Origin of the sequence: Bradyrhizobium sp. (assembly GCF_035484855.1) — a bacterium.
Lineage (GTDB): Bacteria > Pseudomonadota > Alphaproteobacteria > Rhizobiales > Xanthobacteraceae > Bradyrhizobium.
In genome coordinates, this window is the sequence record NZ_DATHOP010000015.1 from 1 (window position 1) to 16,368 (window position 16,368).

Sequence of the window (16,368 nt, forward strand, 5' to 3'; positions counted from 1 at the left end):
CGTCGCATCCACCCTAAAGCGGCGCAATTTTGCCGGATGAAACCGGCAGGCTTTGCAGACGCGCCGCGAACAGGCTATTTATGACAATCTGACTACCGGTTCGCGTCCAAAGAGCCAAGGAGTGCCTGCCATGTCGATGCAGAGTGTGGCCTCTCCCGCGTTTACCTTCACCCCGCCCAAGCGCAACACGCTGACGCATATTCCGGGCGACGAAGGCTGGCCGATCATCGGCAACACGCTGGCGGCGCTGGCCGATCCCAAGGGGCACATCGAGAAGCAGGCCGAGCGGTTCGGCCTGCTCTACCGCACCCATATGTTCGGCGAGACCAGCATCTCGCTGCTCGGCCCCGAGGCCAATGAGCTTGTGCTGTTCGACCAGGCGAAGCTGTTCTCCTCGACGCATGGATGGGGCTCGATCCTCGGGCTGTTGTTTCCGCGCGGCCTGATGCTGCTCGATTTCGACGAGCATCGCCTGCACCGGCGCGCGCTGTCGGTCGCCTTCAAATCGGGGCCGATGAAATCCTATCTCGCGGAGCTCGACACCGGGATCGCGGCCAGGGTTGCGCAATGGAGGGCGCAACCGGGCTCGATGCTGTTCTATCCGGCGATGAAACAGCTCACGCTCGATCTCGCCGCGACCTCGTTCCTCGGCGCCGGCATCGGTCCGGAGGTCGACGAGATCACCCGCGCCTTCGTCGACATGGTGGCGGCTTCCGTTGCCGTGATCCGCAAGCCGCTGCCCGGCACCAAGATGGCGCGCGGCGTGCGGGGGCGCAAACGCATCGTCGCCTATTTCTCCGAGCAGATTCCGATCCGCCGCGCCAAAGGCGGCGAGGACCTGTTCTCGCAGCTGTGCCGCGCCACCCACGAGGACGGCGCGCTGCTCTCGACCCAGGATATCGTCGACCATATGAGCTTCCTGATGATGGCGGCGCACGACACGCTGACCTCGTCGCTGACCTCGTTCGTGGCCGCGCTCGCCGCCAATCCGCAGTGGCAGAACCGATTGCGCGACGAAGTCACGGGCCTCGGGATCGCCTCCGACGAGCCGACGACCTTTGACAATCTCGAAGCCATGCACTTCACCGACATGGCCTTCAAGGAAGCGCTGCGGCAAAAGCCGCCAGTCCCCTCGATGCCGCGCCGCGCGGTGCGCGATTTCACCTTCAAGGGTTTTGCGATCCCGGCCGGCAGCATGATCGGCGTCAATCCGCTGTTCACTCACCACATGCCGGAGATCTGGCCGGATCCCGACCGCTTCGATCCCTTGCGCTTCACCGAGGAGGCACAGCGCAACCGGCATCGCTTCGCCTGGGTGCCGTTCGGCGGCGGCGCGCATATGTGCCTCGGGCTGCATTTCGCCTACATGCAGGCAAAATGCTTCGCGCGGCATTTTCTGCAAAATCTCGAAGTCTCGCTGGAGCCGGGCTACACGCCGGACTGGCAGATGTGGCCGATCCCGAAACCGCGCGACGGTTTGCGGGTGACGCTGAAGCCGGTTGCCTAACAGGATCAACGTGAAGGCGGGTATTGTCTCAGTTCGATCTCGCCCATTTCGATTTCATTTTGCGGTAACCTAACGCGGCGTAAGTATTCGTCTCTGCCCTAGCCGGCTTAATTTCGCCCGATCGGGCCAGCAGGCTTTGCAGCGCCGCGACATCAGGCTATTTTGCCGGATCAGCGCGACCAACCAAGGCACCGCCATGTCGATGCAGAATGTGGCCTCTCCTGCGACCAGGCTGACGTCACCTCGGCGCAACTCGCTGACGCACATTCCCGGCGACGAGGGCTGGCCGCTGATCGGCAACACGTTCGAGATCCTCGCCGATCCCAAGGGGCAGATGGAGCGGCAGGCCGCCAAATACGGGCTGGTCTATCGCAGCCATTTGTTCGGCCAGACCGGCGTGGTGATGCTCGGGCCGGAGGCCAACGAGTTCGTGCTGCTCGACCAGGCCAAGATATTCTCCTCTATGCACGGCTGGGACAAGATTCTGGGGCGGCTGTTTCCGCGCGGGCTGATGCTGCTCGATTTCGACGAGCACCGGCTGCACCGCCGCGCGCTGTCGGTAGCCTTCAAGGCCGGGCCGATGAAATCCTATCTCGCCGAGCTCGACAAGGGGATCGCCGCGCGGGTCGCGCAATGGAAGGCGCAGCCGGGCCCGATGCTGTTCTATCCGGCGATGAAGCATCTCACCCTTGATCTCGCGGCTACCGCGTTTCTCGGCGCCGGCCTCGGCCCCGAATTCGACGAGATCACCGAGGCCTTCGTCGACATGGTGGAAGCGTCGATCTCGCCGATCCGCAAGCCATTTCCGTTCACCAAGATGGCGCGCGGCGTAAAGGGCCGAAAGCGCATCATCGCCTATTTCGCGGAGCAGATTCCGATCCGCCGTGCCAATGGCGGCGAGGACCTGTTCTCGCAATTGTGCCGCGCCACCCATGAGGACGGCGCGCTGTTGTCGACGCAGGACATCGCCGACCACATGAGCTTCCTGATGCTTGCCGCGCACGACACGCTGACCTCGTCGCTGGCCGCGTTGGTGGGCTCGCTCGCCGCCCATCCGGAATGGCAGCAGCGCCTGCGCGACGAAGTCAGGGATCTGGGCCTCGCGGCCGGCGAGCCGACCACATCGGACAATCTCGAGGCCATGCAGCTCACCGAGATGGCGTTCAAGGAGGCCTTGCGGCAGAAGCCGCCGCTGGCCTCGATGCCGCGCCGCGCCATGCGCGACTTCAGCTTCAAGGGCTACGCGATCCCCGCCGGCATCAACGTCGGCATCAGTCCGATGTTCACCCACCACATGCCGGAGATCTGGCCCGATCCGGAAAAGTTCGATCCGATGCGCTTTACCGAGGAAGCCCAGCGCAACCGCCATCGCTTCGCCTGGGTGCCGTTCAGCGGCGGCGCCCATATGTGCCTCGGGCTGCATTTTGCCTACATGCAGGCGAAATGCTTCACGCGGCATTTCCTGCAGAACCTCGAAGTCTCGCTGGAGCCCGGCTACACGCCGGAATGGCAAATCTGGCCGATCCCCAAGCCGCGCGACGGATTGCGCGTGACGCTGAAGCCGGCCGCGAATCCGTAGGGTGGGCAAAGGCGCGCGCTTCGCGCCGTGCCCACCATCCATCTCCATGGGTTCTGTTAGGATGGTGGGCACGCTTCGCTTTGCCCACCCTACGAAGCAGTCATCGGGTGCGCATTCGCGCGACCCGTTGGCTTTGCCCACCCTACGATTTGCTCGCGACCGCCACGTCGATACCGACCACGTCGATGCCGTCGGCGCGGCCGCGGATCGGCAGCCTCCCGAGATCGCGAAGCGCAAACGGCGGCGGCGATGCGAACCGCTCCATCGCCGCGCGCGACGCCAGGAAGCCGCCATCGACCTTGCGGCTGAGCTCCTCGAGCCGGGCTGCGGTATTCATGACGTCGCCGTTGAAGACGATAGCCCGCTTGACGTCGCCGATCTCGCCGACGATGACAGGTCCGAAATGCAGGCTCCCGCGAATCCGCGGCGCCGCTGCGAATTCGTGCTCGAACTGGGGTGAGGCGCGCGACAACTCGTCCCGCATCGCCATAAAACAGCGCAGCGGACGGCAATCCACCGCGCCGCCCCGTTCCGGCCAGGTCACGATCACCTCGTCGCCGACATAGCCGAGCACTTCGCCGCGATAATCCACGACCGCGAGCGTGAGCAATTGAAAGGTGCGGTCGAGAAAGCGGTGGATGCCCTTGCCGCCGAGCCTCTCGGCGAGCCCGGTCGAGCCTGCGATGTCGACGAACAGCACGAAGCGGTTTTCCTCAACCGGGGAATGATAGCGGCCGGTGACGAAGTTCACGAACGCGCGGGGCCCGATGATGTTGGTGATCCCGATCACCAGATTCGCCAGCACCAGAAACACCACGGCATAGATGATGTCGGTCCACAAGGTCTTGTGAGAGGGATCGACAGGTACCCCCGCGATGATGTTGCCTAACTGGAAAAACAGGATGGGAACGATGATCGCTGCGAAGATTGCGCTTCGCACAATCAAATTGGCCGTAAACGAAAGGCCGCCGAGCCACGGGCGCAGCGGGCCCTCCAGCACGAACTGCGAAATGCCCGCCATCGCGACACTGATAAGCAACCCGTATGAGATTCCCACCGCTATTCCGATAGCTGTGTTGAACCCCTGTACGAGGGTATAGATGACGGCCCCGATCACACTGGCGGCAACGACGACGGCGACCAGCCGCAGCTTCCTTTCCAGCCTCGGATTCATGCCGCCTGTCCTCTGCCTAGCCGTGGCGCCGCGGCATGCTCGCTAATCGATGAACGTCGTGAGCTGCGCGCCCTCATCCGCCACGAACACCGCGATCAGTTCCGCGGGCTCGGTGCTGCTCGCATTCGCCGAGACCAGATGGATCGCGCCGGGCGGCTCGAAGAACGACTGGCCGACCTTGAAGGTCTCGACCGGACCGCCGGCCAGCTGCGAGCGGATCTCGCCCTTGGTGATATAGGCGGTGACCGAGCCGGCGTGGCGATGGGGGCGGGTGAAGCCGCCGGGGCCATAGAACACGCGCACGATGGTCACGCGCTTGCCCGCGACATTCGGCAAGGCGTAGGAGCCGATCGGCTCGACCCTGTCGAGCGGCGATCCGGCGGAATCGGCGGCCATGCACAACGGTTCGGCGGTGGTTGCGATCGCGTCGATGGCGAGCGGCAAGGTCTTTGCGATGAGCAAGGCACAGGCAAGGCCGGCAATGACGGCCAGATTGAGGAGACGGGCTTCGACCCGAATCAACCGCGCATCAGCGAACATCGAACCCTCCTGTTATCCCGTTTATTTCCCCACGTCATTGCGAGGAGCACTTGCGACGAAGCAATCCATTCTTTCTTCTTGTTGCAAGATGGATTGCTTCGCGGAGCCTGTCATCGGGCGGCGCTTCGCGCCGACCCGTTGGCTCGCAATGACGGCTGCATGTTCATCCCTTGCCTTGCTCGAACGCCTTGCGCGCCGCGGCATAGGCCTGCTGCGACTGGCTCCAGTTGCGGCCGCCGATGATGGCGCCGTCGACCACGAGATCGTGGCCGTTGACGAAGCTGGAGTCATCGCTGGCCAGGAACACCGCGGCCTGCGCGATATCCTCCGGCAGGCCGGCGCGCGGGATCGGCTGCGCAGTCCGGGTCATCTCGCGCATCACGGCGGGTGTCTGCTCCGCCGCGTCGAGCGGGAGGCCGAGCGCCTTGCCCAGAATGCCGGTGGCGATCAGGCCCGGCGAAATCGAATTGACGCGGACGCCGGATTCGCCAAGCTCCATCGCCACGCATCTGGTGAGGTGAATGACGGCGGCCTTGGCCGCGCTGTAGACCATCGACGAGGAATAGCCGGTGCGTTGTCCGGCGATGCTGCCATTGTTGATGATGCTGCCGGACCCCTGCTTCTTCATATGGGGCGCGGCGTGCTTCATGCCGAGCATCACGCTGCGCAGCAGCGTCGCGATCGCCGCGTCGAAGCGGTCGACCTCGAGGCCCTCGATGCCGCCGATCTGCGCCGGGCCACCGGCATTGTTGAACAGGCAATCGATGCGGCCGAATTTCGTCACCGCTTGCCCGATCAGCGCGCGCATCTGGTCCTCGACCGTGACGTCGGTCTGGAGGAAGATACAGTTGGCGCCGAGCTTCTTCGCCAGCGCGTCGCCCTCCGGCGCGCGGCGGCCGGCGATGACGATCCTGGCGCCCTCGGCGACGAACACTTCGGCGGTGCGCAGGCCGATGCCGCTGGTCGCCCCCGTGATCACCGCAACCTTGCCGTCGAGCCGTCCCATGCCGTTCTCCTCATTTTGGGCGATGTTGGTTGCGCTATATTCCCGGCTTGAAGATGCAACGCAAGCTATGCCTGCGGCGTTAGACGTCGTATTTGTCTGGATTGCCGATCGGCTGACAGGACCCATGGCGAAATTGATCGACGAATTCCGGCGCGGCTGGCAGGGCACCTCGCAGCCCTCGCCGCTGTTCGGCGCAGGCTTTGCCGCCTGCTGCCTCGCGCTTTCGACCGCCGCGCGGTGGGGTCTTTCGCTGATCCGCCCCGACGTGTTCTTCACGCCGTATTTGCCGGCGGTGTTCTTTGCCACCGCGGTCGGCGGATTGCGGGTCGGGATCGCGACCGCGCTTGCCAGCGGCGTGCTCGGCGTGACCGTCAATTTCGGTGATACGGCGGCCGATTCCGCAAGGCTGGCGCTACTCCTCATCTACCTGATCGTGTGTGGGCTGACGATCTGGGGTATCGAGCATTACCGTACGATCGTCTCACAGCAGCGGGAAATTTCCAAGCGCCTGATCCGGGAGGAGGGGTATCGCAAGCTCGTGGTCAACGAGCTGCAGCACCGGCTCAAGAACAAATTGTCGACGATCCACGCGGTGCTGCACCAGGTACTGTACGACCAGCCGCAGGTCTGGGCCAACATCGATCACCGGATGCGGGCGCTGTCGGCGACTGACGATCTGATCGCGGAGGTCGACGGCAGCGGGTGCGACATCAAGGATCTGTTGCTTTCCGAACTCGGGCCTTACGGCCATGTTCGCTTCACCCTGAACGGCGATCCGCTGTTTCTTCCCGACAAGCTGGCGGTCAGCCTCGCCTTGATGTTTCACGAGCTTGCCACCAATGCCGGAAAATATGGCGCGTTTTCCTCCCCGCGCGGGCTGCTGCAGGTATCGTGGTCGGTGGCCGACGATCGCCTCAACATCACCTGGGACGAGACCGAAGGCCCCGCGGTTGAAAGCGTCGGACGGGCCGGCTTCGGCTCCCGGCTGCTGAAATCGGCACTGCAGGCATTCGACGGCAAGACCGAGATCGCGTTTTTGAAGAGCGGGGTTCACTGCACCATGCAGTGCCGCATACCGCAGAGCTGAGCCGCGCGCGGCAAGGCGCGGGCAACGCCCTCCCGGCCCGCGTTGATGTTCTGTTAATGACGATTGGGCCGGCCCCCGTTCACATCCGCGTGCGAGCAGGCCGGGCTTGCTGTTTCTGCGGTTCATTTAACGAAAACTACAAGAGACTCCGTCAAAGTCGGCGATCATGCAAAGCCGCAACCCCAACGACCTGCCGACCACCGCGACGGGAGACGAAAACGTCTTCGCCGATGACACCGCGCTCGGCATGCTCGGCGATGTCATCCGGATGCTCCCGGTCGGCGTCACGGTTCAGGACGAGCATGGCCGCTTCCTGCTGATGAACGACGCCGCAGCAGTCCAGCTCGGGATGGCTGGCGATGAAACACCCGTATCGCAGGAGTTCAGCCAGCGCCGCGAGGCCGGCCTCGAATTGCTGCGCGCGGGGCGTGAGGCCACGGCGGAAGAAAGCTTCGGCCACGGCGCGGCCAGACAGGTCGTTCTCACCTCGCATCGGCCGGTTCGCATCTCGGGCCGCAATCTCCTGCTTTCGAGTTCGGTCGACATCAGCGAGCAAAAGGCCGTCGAGGATCATCTGTTCCGCTCCGCCTATTACGACGAACTGACCGGCCTGCCGTCGCGCCGGGTAATCGAGCATCGCGTGGGCGGCCTGTTGCAGCGCGAGCCGCACGGCCGCTTCGCACTGGCCTTCCTCGACATCGACAATTTCAAGCACATCAATGATTATTACGGCCACGCCGTCGGCGATGCGCTGCTGGTCGAGGTGGCCAAGCGGATCTCGCTGGACTTGCGCGAATCCGACATGCTGTCGAGGATCAGCGGCGACGAATTCCTGCTGCTGCTGACACCGATCCAGAACGAAGCCGAGGTCGCCGACTTCATCCAGTTCACGCTGGAGCGATTGAAAGCCCCGTTCTTCATCGACGGATCGGAGGTGTTCGCCTCGATCTCGATCGGGGTCAGTCTTTATCCCGAGCATGGCCGCAGCTATGACGTGCTGTGCCAAAACGCCGACATCGCGATGTACCGGGTCAAGAACGAGGGCAAGGGCATGGCGGCCTTCTTCGACGCCGGCATGGAGCGCGAGGCGCAGGCGCGGATGAAGGTCGAGCAGTCGCTGCGGCTCGCCATCCTGGAAAAGCGCTTTTGCTGCGCGTTCCAGCCCAAGGTCGATATCCGGACCAAGGAAATCAAGGGCATCGAAGCGCTGGTGCGGCTGCGCGACGACGAGGGCGTGATCCAGGCCCCCGGCACCTTCATCAACCTCGCCGTCGAACTGGGACTGATCGACGAATTGACGCATCTGGTGCTGGCGGAAATCGTCAAATCGATCGACTCCATCAATGAAACCTTCGGTCACGACACCACGATCAGCATCAACGTCGCCGCGAAACAGGCCGGCAATACCGAATTCATGTGCTCGTTCGCGAAGGCGCTGGAGGCGACCGGCTTCCCCAGGCGATTCATGATCGAGGTGACGGAAGACGCCTTCGTCACCAAGAGCCATTTCCAGGACGAGATCCTGCCGATCTTCCGCCAACTGGGTGTCGGGATTTCGATCGACGATTTCGGCATCGGCTACTCGTCGCTGTCGGCGCTCGCCGACATCACCGCCGACGAGATCAAGATCGACCGCTCCTTCATCACCGACATCCACAAGCGCCCGCGCAGCCAGGGCATCCTGCGCGCGATCGAATCCTTGAGCGAGGCGCTCGGCATGACCGTGATCGCGGAGGGCATCGAATCCTTCGAGGAACTCGCCTATCTGCAGGCCGCCACCAAGATCCGCCACGCGCAAGGCTATTATTTTTCTCGGCCGATCTTCCTGGAAGAACTCAGGCCCGCGATCCCGATCGCCAGCGAAGCGCGCATCAGCCTGGCCAGCCGCCCGGCGCAGGAAAGCCGCCCCGCCTATGCGCGCCGCGGCAGCTATCGTCGCTGACCTGCACAACCGCCGTAGGGTGGGCAAAGGCGCATCTTGCGCCGTGCCCACCATGTATCAAAACCGGTATCGTGCATGGTGGGCACGGCGCGAAGAGCGCCTTTGCCCACCCTACGATTCCTCGGCAATCCCTACCTCTCCAGCGCCGGCAGCGGCTTGACGCTGTCGTTGGGGGCGCCGGCCTGCATGGTGATCAGCGTCATCGAGGTGATGTCGTAATAGCCCATCAGGCCGATGATATCCATGATGCCGCGCTCGCCGAATTTATCCAGCGCCGCCTTGTAGACGGGGTCAGACACTTTCTTGTCCCGATAGAGCGCCATCGCCAGGTCGTACAGCGCCGCCTCGTCGTCCTTCATGCCTTCCGGGCGCTTGCCGAGAGCGATGTCGCCGGCGACCTTGGGATCGAGTCCGCCCTTGATGGCGAGCGGATAATGCGCGAACCATTCATATTGCGCGGTCCACTGCCGCGCGGTGATCAGGATCGCCATTTCGCTCAGGCGCGGCGGCAACGAGGTGTTCCAGCGCAGATAGTCCGTCATGGCGGTCAGCCGCGGCGCCAGATCGGGATTGCGGATATAGGCGCGATACGGCGGGTTGGTGAATTTCGCATTGCGCGGCGGCGCCGCGATCGCCTCCGCCCAGGCCTTTTGCGACGGATTGAGTTCCTCGGCCTTGAGCGGCGCAAAGCGGGTGATGTCCTCAGCGCGGCAAAACTGCGGCAGCGCGATCAGCGTGGCGAATGAGATGACGGCGAGCAGTTTCTTCATGTTGTTCTCTCCCTGATGATCGCGGATTTTTCCGCCGCATCGGCCTTTCCGACGTCCGAAGATTATGCCAACCGCGGACCGGTTCAACGGGATTCGGCCCTCGGAATCACCCGCAATTCAGCTTGCTTGTCAGGCCTGTCATCATAGGATGGCAGGATCGTTTCCGCGCCCCACGCGCCTCACGCCGGCTTTCGAAGAAACACCATGCCTCCTGTTTCGATATTTCTGAACGTCCTCTGGATCGTCCTCGGCGGGTTGTGGATGGCGGTCGGCTGGGTAATCGCCGCGATCATCATGGCCATCACCATCATCGGCATCCCCTGGGCCAAGGCCGCGCTCACGATCGCGGCCTATACGCTGATGCCGTTCGGCCAGAAGGCGGTGCCTCGCGAACACCTCACCGGCCGGCCCGATATCGGCACCGGGCCGCTCGGCCTGATCGGCAATTTGATCTGGCTAGTGCTGGCGGGTTGGTGGCTGGCGCTGGCGCATATCGTCACCGCAATCGTTCTCGCGGTGACCATCATCGGCATCCCCTTTGCCTGGGCGCACCTGAAACTCGCCGGCCTTGCGCTGTGGCCGATCGGCAAGGAAATCGTGCCGGCGTAGCTTTTGCAGCCGGCCATCAGGCCGCATCATCGCCATTGATGACGGCGACAAGCCTTGCCGGCTGATCTTCCTGCAGGAAGTGGCCGGCGTTCTTGATGGTGGTGTGTGGCTGGCCTTTGGTTCCGGGAATCCGCTCCGTCAAAATCCGCTCGCCGCCGCGCGTGATCGGATCGCCGTCGCTGAACGCGGTGACGAACGGCTTTTCGAATTGCGCAAGCACCTGCCAGGCCGCCTTGCATTCGGCAACCGACGCATGCGCATCCGTGATCGGGACCAGCAGTGGAAATTGCCGCACGCCGGCCTTGTAGCGCTCGTCCGGGAATGGCGCGTCGTAGGCCGCCTTCTCTGCCGCCGTCAGCCCGCGCGCGGTGCCCTTCGAGATCAGCCATCCGACCGGGAATCTCGGGACCAGTTGGCTGAAGGCCACCCATAATTTGAACGGCAGCGGCGCCTTGCCGCCGCCAATCGGCAGCCCGGTGTTGGCCGCCACCACGCGCGCAAAGCGTTCGGGAAACCGGGCGACCAGCCGCAATCCGATCAATCCGCCCCAGTCCTGGCAAAACAGCGTAATGTCTTTCAGGTCGAGTGCCGTCAGCCAGGCGCTCATCCAGTCGACATGACGCTCGAACGTATAGTCGGCCCGCGCCGCCGGCTTGTCCGAGCGGCCGAAGCCGATCAGATCGGGCGCCAGCACCCGGTGGCCGTACGCCGCGAGCGGCGGGACCATATGCCGGTAGAGATAGCTCCAGCTCGGCTCGCCGTGCAGCAGCAGCACCGGCGCGGAATCCTTATCGCCTTCGTCGAGATAATGGATGCGCAACGGCGGCCCGCCGGCGTTGGCGATCTCGAGATAATGCGGCGCGAACGGGAAGTCGGCGAGGCCGGCGAAGCGCTGGTCGGGCGTGCGCAATACTTCCATGGTTCGATCCCTCATATCGTTCCAGCGCGGCGGGTTCAGTTGGCCGGCTTGCTGGCCGGACCTTTCCCGCCAAGCGCGTCGACGGCCTCTTCGACGCTGCGGAAGGAATGGTGCGGCCCCAGCAGGTCGTCGATGCCGAACCGCGCCATCGCTTCCTGGGCGCGGATCGATTCGAGGCGGGCGATGGCGAAATCGACACCGTCAGCGTGAGCCCTGCGGATCAGCTCACGCAGGATCTGCGCGGCGGTGAAATCGATCTCGACGATTCCCGTCGCCTCCAGCACCAGCAGCCGCGCCGCTTGCCCCTCCGCCTGGATGGCATCCATGATGTCGCGCCGGAATGGATAGGCGTTGAGAAACGACAGCGGCCCCGGGAATCCCGCGACGATGACGCCCGGCTCCCGCTCGCCGGGGAGATGCGGGCTCGCCGGCCACCAGATCGATGTTTTCGGGATGCGCTCGAACAGGATGACCCGGGCGCGCGTCGCGCTCCAGATGCCGTGCAGCAGCGACAGCGCAATCCCGATGCCGACGCCCTGCTCGATCGGCAGCACGATGATCGCGGCCGCGGTCGCCACGATCAGGAGGAACTCGCCGAGCGATTGCCGGGCAATCGCGACGATCTGGCTGACGCGGACGATCCGCAGGGCTACGAACAGCAGCACGCCGCCGAGTGCCGCATTTGGAATTCGGGCGAGCAGCGCGGTCCCCAACACCAACAATGCGATCACGATGACGGCCGCCGCAAGGCCCGCGAGCTGCGACTTGCCGCCGGTCTCGCACACCACGGCGGTGCGCGGCGGACTGGCATCGACCGGAAACGCGCCGATCAATCCCGACAACACGCTGCCGACGCCGACGCCCGTGAAGTCGCGGTCGACATCCGGCGGCTCGTCGGAGCTGGACGGGAAGGATCGCGTCGTCGCCGCCGTCTGCACCATGACCACGACCGCGATGATGAGACTGAGCGAGATCAGGCTCGTCAGGTGGTCCGCCGTTACCATCGGCACCTTGACCGCCGGCAGCGAGGCCTGGATGGCACCGAGGACGCTGACACCGCGGCTCTCGAGGCCGAGCAGCACGACGGCCGCGCCGGCCAGCGCGAGACCGATCAGTGCACCGGGAATTCGCGCGTCGATCTTTTCCGATACCGTGATGATCGCCAGGACTCCCACGCCGATGACCAGCGTGAACGGATTGGTCTGGTTCAGATGAGTCACGAGGGTCGCGAGCTTTTGCAGCATCGGCCCTTCGGGCGGCGGCAAGCCGAGAATGCCGGGCAACTGGGAAACCAGGATGTGCACGGAAATGCCGGCGAGAAAGCCTGTGGTTACCGGAATCGAGAGCAGATCGGCGATCCAGCCGAGGCGGAAAACCCCGGCACCGATCAGCCAGAGGCCGACCATCAGCGCCAGCGCCGCGGCCAGCACCTGATAGTCGGGCGAACCGGTCGCGGCCAACGCCGCAAGCCCGCCGGCGAAGATCGGCGTGATGGTGGAATCGGCGCCGCACGACAGGAAGCGGTTGCTGCCGAAGGCGGCGAAGGCCAGCGAACCGGCGAGGAAGGCGAAGAAGCCGATCTGCGGCGTGAAGCCGCCGAGCCGCGCCGTCGCCATCTGCTCCGGAATGGCGATCGCGGCCAGCGTCAGCCCTGCGAATAGATCATGCGTCAGGAATGACAGCCGATACCCGTTTAACGACTGGAACACCGGCCAAGCCTTGCCCGCCAAACCGGAACCCGGCGAGCCGGAAGTTTTCGCCATCACACCTCGCCCCCTGGCAACACCCGCGTTCGATCACATCGGTTCCGATAACGCTACCATGCGCGTCCCCGATATCGAACAGCGCGCCCGCTTGCTCCCGGGTCATCCCGCAGTGCGATATAATGCATGTTCTGCGCGTGATCCGTTAAGCCTTAAGTAACCGGATTTCCTAACCGGGATGCCATTTCTGGATCGTAAGCATATCCCCCGGGAGTTGGGGAATGCGAAAATTTGTTTCCACCATATGGGGCGCGCCTGCGATGCCCCGGATCGCGGCGACCCGGCCGCACCGGATCGCCATGTCGATCCGGCGAGGTCCGGTGTTCTGGCTCATTCTGTTAGGCGCTCTTCTGATCGCGACGATCACGATCGGCACGGTGCTGGTTGTCGGCGAATTCCGCGAGCGCGCGCTCGGCAACAGCGAGCGCGAACTGGAAAACACCGTGCGGCTGCTTGCCCGCCATTTCGACCAGCAGCTGGACGATCTTGAAGTTCCCCTCGACGACATTATCGCGCGGACACGTCTGGCGGGCGTGACGTCTGCCGACGAGTTCAGGCGCCAGATGTCCACGCCGGAGACGCACCTGTTCCTGAAGGCCAAGGTCAGCGGACCTTCGGAAATCGCCGGCATCAACATTTATGACGCCGGGGGAACCCTGATCAGTTCATCGGAAGTGCCTGTCGTTCCGGCCGTCAACATTGCCGATCGCGACTATTTCAAGGGCCTGACGTCGAGCCCCGAGCGGCAACAGATCGAACTGGTTCGCAGCCGCTTTTCCGGTGGCTTGAGAACGGTGGTCGCCCGCAAGGTGACCGGGCCGGACGGCCAATTCCTGGGCGTCGTTTCGCGAGCGATTGCACCGTCGAAATTCGAGAGCTTCTTTTCATCGGTGGCGCTCGGAAAAGACGCCGCGATCTCCATGTTCCACCGCGACGGAACGATGCTGGCGCGTCACCCTTACGCCGATTCGATGATCGGGCAAAAATTCAAGTCCGCGCCATTGATCGCGAAGGTGCTGGCCAACGGCGGCCAGCAGACCCTGCGCGTGCACAGTCCGGTCGACCAGCAGGAGCGGCTCGGTTCGGCGGCAGAGCTGAGCCATTTCCCAATCGTGGTGGTCGCGACCACAACCGTCTCGGCCGCACTCGCCGACTGGCGCGCGCAAACCAGGTTTCTGGTGGTCGCCGCCGTTCTGTCCGCACTGGTGATCGCCGTCATCCTGCTCCTGATCGTGCGGCAGCTGACCCGGCAGAACCGGGAATCGCAAACGCGGCTGGAATCGGAAAAGCACCGGCTCGACACCGCGCTCAACAACATGACGCAGGGCCTGGTGCTGTATGACGCTTCCGCCCGCATCGTCATCTGCAACCAGCGTTACCTCGACATGTACAAGCTGTCGACGGAAGTGGTGAAACCCGGCTGCCACTTTCGCGACCTGATCCAGCATCGCAAGGATACCGGGTCCTTCGACGGCGATGTCGACGAATTCTGCTCGACCATCCGGAAAAACGTCGCGCAAGGCAAGGTCACCGTCCGTGACCTGAAAGCCGCCGACGGGCGGACGGTGCTGATCGTCAACAAGCCCCTGGCGCAGGGCGGCTGGGTCGCGACGATCGAGGATATCACCGAGCGTCGAAACCTCGAAGCGGAGCGCGACCGCAACTATGCATTCCTGCGCCAGATCATCGACCACATCCCCTCGCAGATCACGGTCAAGGACGCGCGCGACCGCCGCTATTTGCTGGTCAACCGGGTGGCCGAGACCCAGTTCGGGCTGTCGCATGAACAGATCATCGGCAAGACCGCGGCCGATTTGTTCGAAAAGCCGCTCGCCGGGCAGATCACCGCGGATGACGACAGGTCGCTGCAGTCCACCGACGTGCTGCTGCTGGACGAGCACCGCTGGGAAAGCACGGTCTCCGGCAGCCTGATCATCACCTCGAAACGCATCGGGATCCGCGATCAGGACGGCGCGCCGCGCTACATCATCAACGTGGTCGAGGACGTCACCGAGCGGCGCCGCGCCGACGAGAAGATCGCGCATCTGGCGCATTACGACGCGCTGACCGACCTGCCGAACCGGGTGCTGTTCCGCGAACGGATCGAGCGCGAGCTGAAGACGACCGGTCGCGGCAGGCAGTTCGCATTGCTCTATATCGACGTCGACGAATTCAAGGGCATCAACGACTCGCTCGGACATCATGTCGGCGACGAGCTGTTGAAGGCGGTGGCCTGCCGCCTCAGGAGCTGCGTCCGCGACACCGACATGGTCGCGCGACTCGGCGGCGACGAATTCGCGGTGATCCAGACCGACGTCGGCGATGTCGACGACGTCGTCGAATTCGTGACCCGGATTCAGGAAGCGATCCGGCAACCCCATGAATGTCTCGGTCATCAGCTCTCCACCGATGCCAGCATCGGCGTTGCGTTGGCGCCGCAGGACGGCACCGACCTGGACCAGCTGATCAAGAACGCGGACCTGGCGATGTACGGCGCCAAGGCCAGCGGGCGGCGGACCTACCGCTTCTTCGAGCCCGACATGGATGCCCGCGCCAAGGCGAGGCTCACCATGGAGCGCGATCTGCGCCAGGCGCTGCTCGACGGCGGCTTCGAGATCCACTACCAGCCGCTGGTCGATCTCGCGCGCGACGAGGTCACCGGCTGCGAGGCGCTGTTGCGCTGGCGCCATCCCGAACGCGGCATGGTCTCGCCGGCCGAATTCATACCCGTAGCGGAAGACACCGGCCTGATCGTCGAACTCGGCGAATGGGTGCTGAGAACCGCCTGCGCCGAGGCCGCGACCTGGCCCGCCCATGTCCGGCTCGCGGTCAACGTCTCGCCGGTGCAGCTGAAATGCCCGACGCTGGCGCTGAAGATCGCGAGCGCGCTGGCAAACTCCGGCCTGCCCGCCAACCGGCTGGAGATCGAAATCACCGAAGCGGTGCTGATCCGCGACGACGAGGCCGCGCTCGCCATCCTGCATCAGCTGCGCGCCGTCGGCGTCCGCATCGCGCTCGACGATTTCGGCACCGGCTATTCCTCGCTGAGCTATCTGAAGCGCTTCCCGTTCGACAAGATCAAGATCGACCGCTGTTTCATCAGCGACGTCGCGGAAGCCGGCGGCTCCTCCGCCATCGTGCAGGCGGTGGTGAACATCGCCGCCTCCTGCAACATGACGACCACGGCGGAAGGCGTCGAAACGCTGGCGCAGAAGGGCATGCTGCGCACGCTGGGCTGCACCGAGATGCAGGGCTACCTGTTTTCGGCGGCGAAGCCCGGGCCGGAGGTGAGAAAACTGTTCGGCGCGCGCGCAGAGATGACGGCGGTGGCCTGACTTCTGCCCGAGGTTCCCTGCACGTTCCGCGACCATGTTTGCGGCGACTTCGCCTGACCGCCTTGTTGGCGATATAAGGGAAGCGTAAGGATGGTTTGGGGCCAGCGTGCGCGCGCTCCGACATACGCCCACGGCGG

12 protein-coding genes are annotated in these 16,368 nt (G+C 64.2%); 6 read left to right on the forward strand and 6 right to left on the reverse strand.

The window, feature by feature from the left end:
- Positions 1-130: 130 nt before the first annotated feature.
- Together VK804_RS01020 and VK804_RS01025 are read left to right on the forward strand one after the other, a co-directional pair.
- Positions 131-1,507 (forward strand): cytochrome P450, encoded by a 1,377-nt coding sequence (locus tag VK804_RS01020; protein WP_325366868.1) that lies wholly within the window; start codon positions 131-133, stop codon positions 1,505-1,507.
- A 196-nt stretch (positions 1,508-1,703) separates the two neighbouring features.
- Entirely contained in the window at positions 1,704-3,086 is a 1,383-nt protein-coding gene (locus VK804_RS01025; protein WP_325366870.1) for a cytochrome P450, read from the forward strand.
- Between the two features lie 142 nt (positions 3,087-3,228).
- On the opposite strand, the gene VK804_RS01030 is transcribed toward VK804_RS01025, so the two are convergent.
- The 3 genes from VK804_RS01030 to VK804_RS01040 all read right to left on the reverse strand — a co-directional run bounded on the left by VK804_RS01030 (position 3,229) and on the right by VK804_RS01040 (position 5,806).
- Complete coding sequence (locus VK804_RS01030) at positions 3,229-4,260, reverse strand: adenylate/guanylate cyclase domain-containing protein (protein ID WP_325366872.1); 1,032 nt, start codon at positions 4,258-4,260, stop codon at positions 3,229-3,231.
- Positions 4,261-4,302: 42 nt separating this feature from the next.
- Positions 4,303-4,800: a cupin domain-containing protein gene (locus VK804_RS01035; RefSeq protein WP_325366874.1), complete on the reverse strand. Its 498-nt coding sequence runs from the start codon at positions 4,798-4,800 to the stop codon at positions 4,303-4,305.
- Between the two features lie 163 nt (positions 4,801-4,963).
- Positions 4,964-5,806, reverse strand: coding sequence for a glucose 1-dehydrogenase (locus VK804_RS01040; protein ID WP_325366876.1), 843 nt, complete (start codon positions 5,804-5,806; stop codon positions 4,964-4,966).
- A gap of 124 nt (positions 5,807-5,930) precedes the next feature.
- Here VK804_RS01040 and VK804_RS01045 point away from each other — a divergent pair, with 124 nt between their 5' ends.
- Together VK804_RS01045 and VK804_RS01050 are read left to right on the forward strand one after the other, a co-directional pair.
- Entirely contained in the window at positions 5,931-6,893 is a 963-nt protein-coding gene (locus VK804_RS01045) for a sensor histidine kinase (protein ID WP_325366878.1), read from the forward strand.
- 247 nt (positions 6,894-7,140) lie between these two features.
- Positions 7,141-8,835: a putative bifunctional diguanylate cyclase/phosphodiesterase gene (locus VK804_RS01050; RefSeq protein ID WP_325366888.1), complete on the forward strand. Its 1,695-nt coding sequence runs from the start codon at positions 7,141-7,143 to the stop codon at positions 8,833-8,835.
- A gap of 131 nt (positions 8,836-8,966) precedes the next feature.
- Here VK804_RS01050 and VK804_RS01055 read toward each other — a convergent pair whose 3' ends face one another.
- Positions 8,967-9,605, reverse strand: coding sequence for a carboxymuconolactone decarboxylase (locus tag VK804_RS01055; protein ID WP_325366880.1), 639 nt, complete (start codon positions 9,603-9,605; stop codon positions 8,967-8,969).
- A gap of 204 nt (positions 9,606-9,809) precedes the next feature.
- Here VK804_RS01055 and VK804_RS01060 point away from each other — a divergent pair, with 204 nt between their 5' ends.
- The gene (locus tag VK804_RS01060; protein WP_325366882.1) at positions 9,810-10,214 is read left to right on the forward strand and encodes a YccF domain-containing protein; all 405 of its coding nucleotides are present in this window, start codon (positions 9,810-9,812) and stop codon (positions 10,212-10,214) included.
- Positions 10,215-10,230: 16 nt separating this feature from the next.
- Here VK804_RS01060 and VK804_RS01065 read toward each other — a convergent pair whose 3' ends face one another.
- Both VK804_RS01065 and VK804_RS01070 read right to left on the reverse strand, forming a co-directional pair.
- Entirely contained in the window at positions 10,231-11,133 is a 903-nt protein-coding gene (locus VK804_RS01065; RefSeq protein ID WP_325366884.1) for a haloalkane dehalogenase, read from the reverse strand.
- 35 nt (positions 11,134-11,168) lie between these two features.
- The gene (locus tag VK804_RS01070) at positions 11,169-12,896 is read right to left on the reverse strand and encodes a SulP family inorganic anion transporter (protein ID WP_325366886.1); all 1,728 of its coding nucleotides are present in this window, start codon (positions 12,894-12,896) and stop codon (positions 11,169-11,171) included.
- A gap of 260 nt (positions 12,897-13,156) precedes the next feature.
- On the opposite strand from VK804_RS01070, the gene VK804_RS01075 reads away from it, so the two are divergent.
- The gene (locus tag VK804_RS01075; RefSeq protein ID WP_325366890.1) at positions 13,157-16,231 is read left to right on the forward strand and encodes a bifunctional diguanylate cyclase/phosphodiesterase; all 3,075 of its coding nucleotides are present in this window, start codon (positions 13,157-13,159) and stop codon (positions 16,229-16,231) included.
- Positions 16,232-16,368 lie beyond the last annotated feature (137 nt).

Coding starts and splice junctions, on each gene's coding strand:
- VK804_RS01035 (WP_325366874.1), bottom strand. CDS start 4,800: ATGTTCGCTGATGCGCGGTTGATTCGGGTCGAAGCCCGTCTCCTCAAT.
- VK804_RS01040 (WP_325366876.1), bottom strand. CDS start 5,806: ATGGGACGGCTCGACGGCAAGGTTGCGGTGATCACGGGGGCGACCAGC.
- VK804_RS01050 (WP_325366888.1), top strand. CDS start 7,141: ATGCTCGGCGATGTCATCCGGATGCTCCCGGTCGGCGTCACGGTTCAG.
- VK804_RS01065 (WP_325366884.1), bottom strand. CDS start 11,133: ATGGAAGTATTGCGCACGCCCGACCAGCGCTTCGCCGGCCTCGCCGAC.
- VK804_RS01070 (WP_325366886.1), bottom strand. CDS start 12,896: ATGGCGAAAACTTCCGGCTCGCCGGGTTCCGGTTTGGCGGGCAAGGCT.
- VK804_RS01055 (WP_325366880.1), bottom strand. CDS start 9,605: ATGAAGAAACTGCTCGCCGTCATCTCATTCGCCACGCTGATCGCGCTG.
- VK804_RS01025 (WP_325366870.1), top strand. CDS start 1,704: ATGTCGATGCAGAATGTGGCCTCTCCTGCGACCAGGCTGACGTCACCT.
- VK804_RS01075 (WP_325366890.1), top strand. CDS start 13,157: ATGCCCCGGATCGCGGCGACCCGGCCGCACCGGATCGCCATGTCGATC.
- VK804_RS01020 (WP_325366868.1), top strand. CDS start 131: ATGTCGATGCAGAGTGTGGCCTCTCCCGCGTTTACCTTCACCCCGCCC.
- VK804_RS01060 (WP_325366882.1), top strand. CDS start 9,810: ATGCCTCCTGTTTCGATATTTCTGAACGTCCTCTGGATCGTCCTCGGC.
- VK804_RS01045 (WP_325366878.1), top strand. CDS start 5,931: ATGGCGAAATTGATCGACGAATTCCGGCGCGGCTGGCAGGGCACCTCG.
- VK804_RS01030 (WP_325366872.1), bottom strand. CDS start 4,260: ATGAATCCGAGGCTGGAAAGGAAGCTGCGGCTGGTCGCCGTCGTCGTT.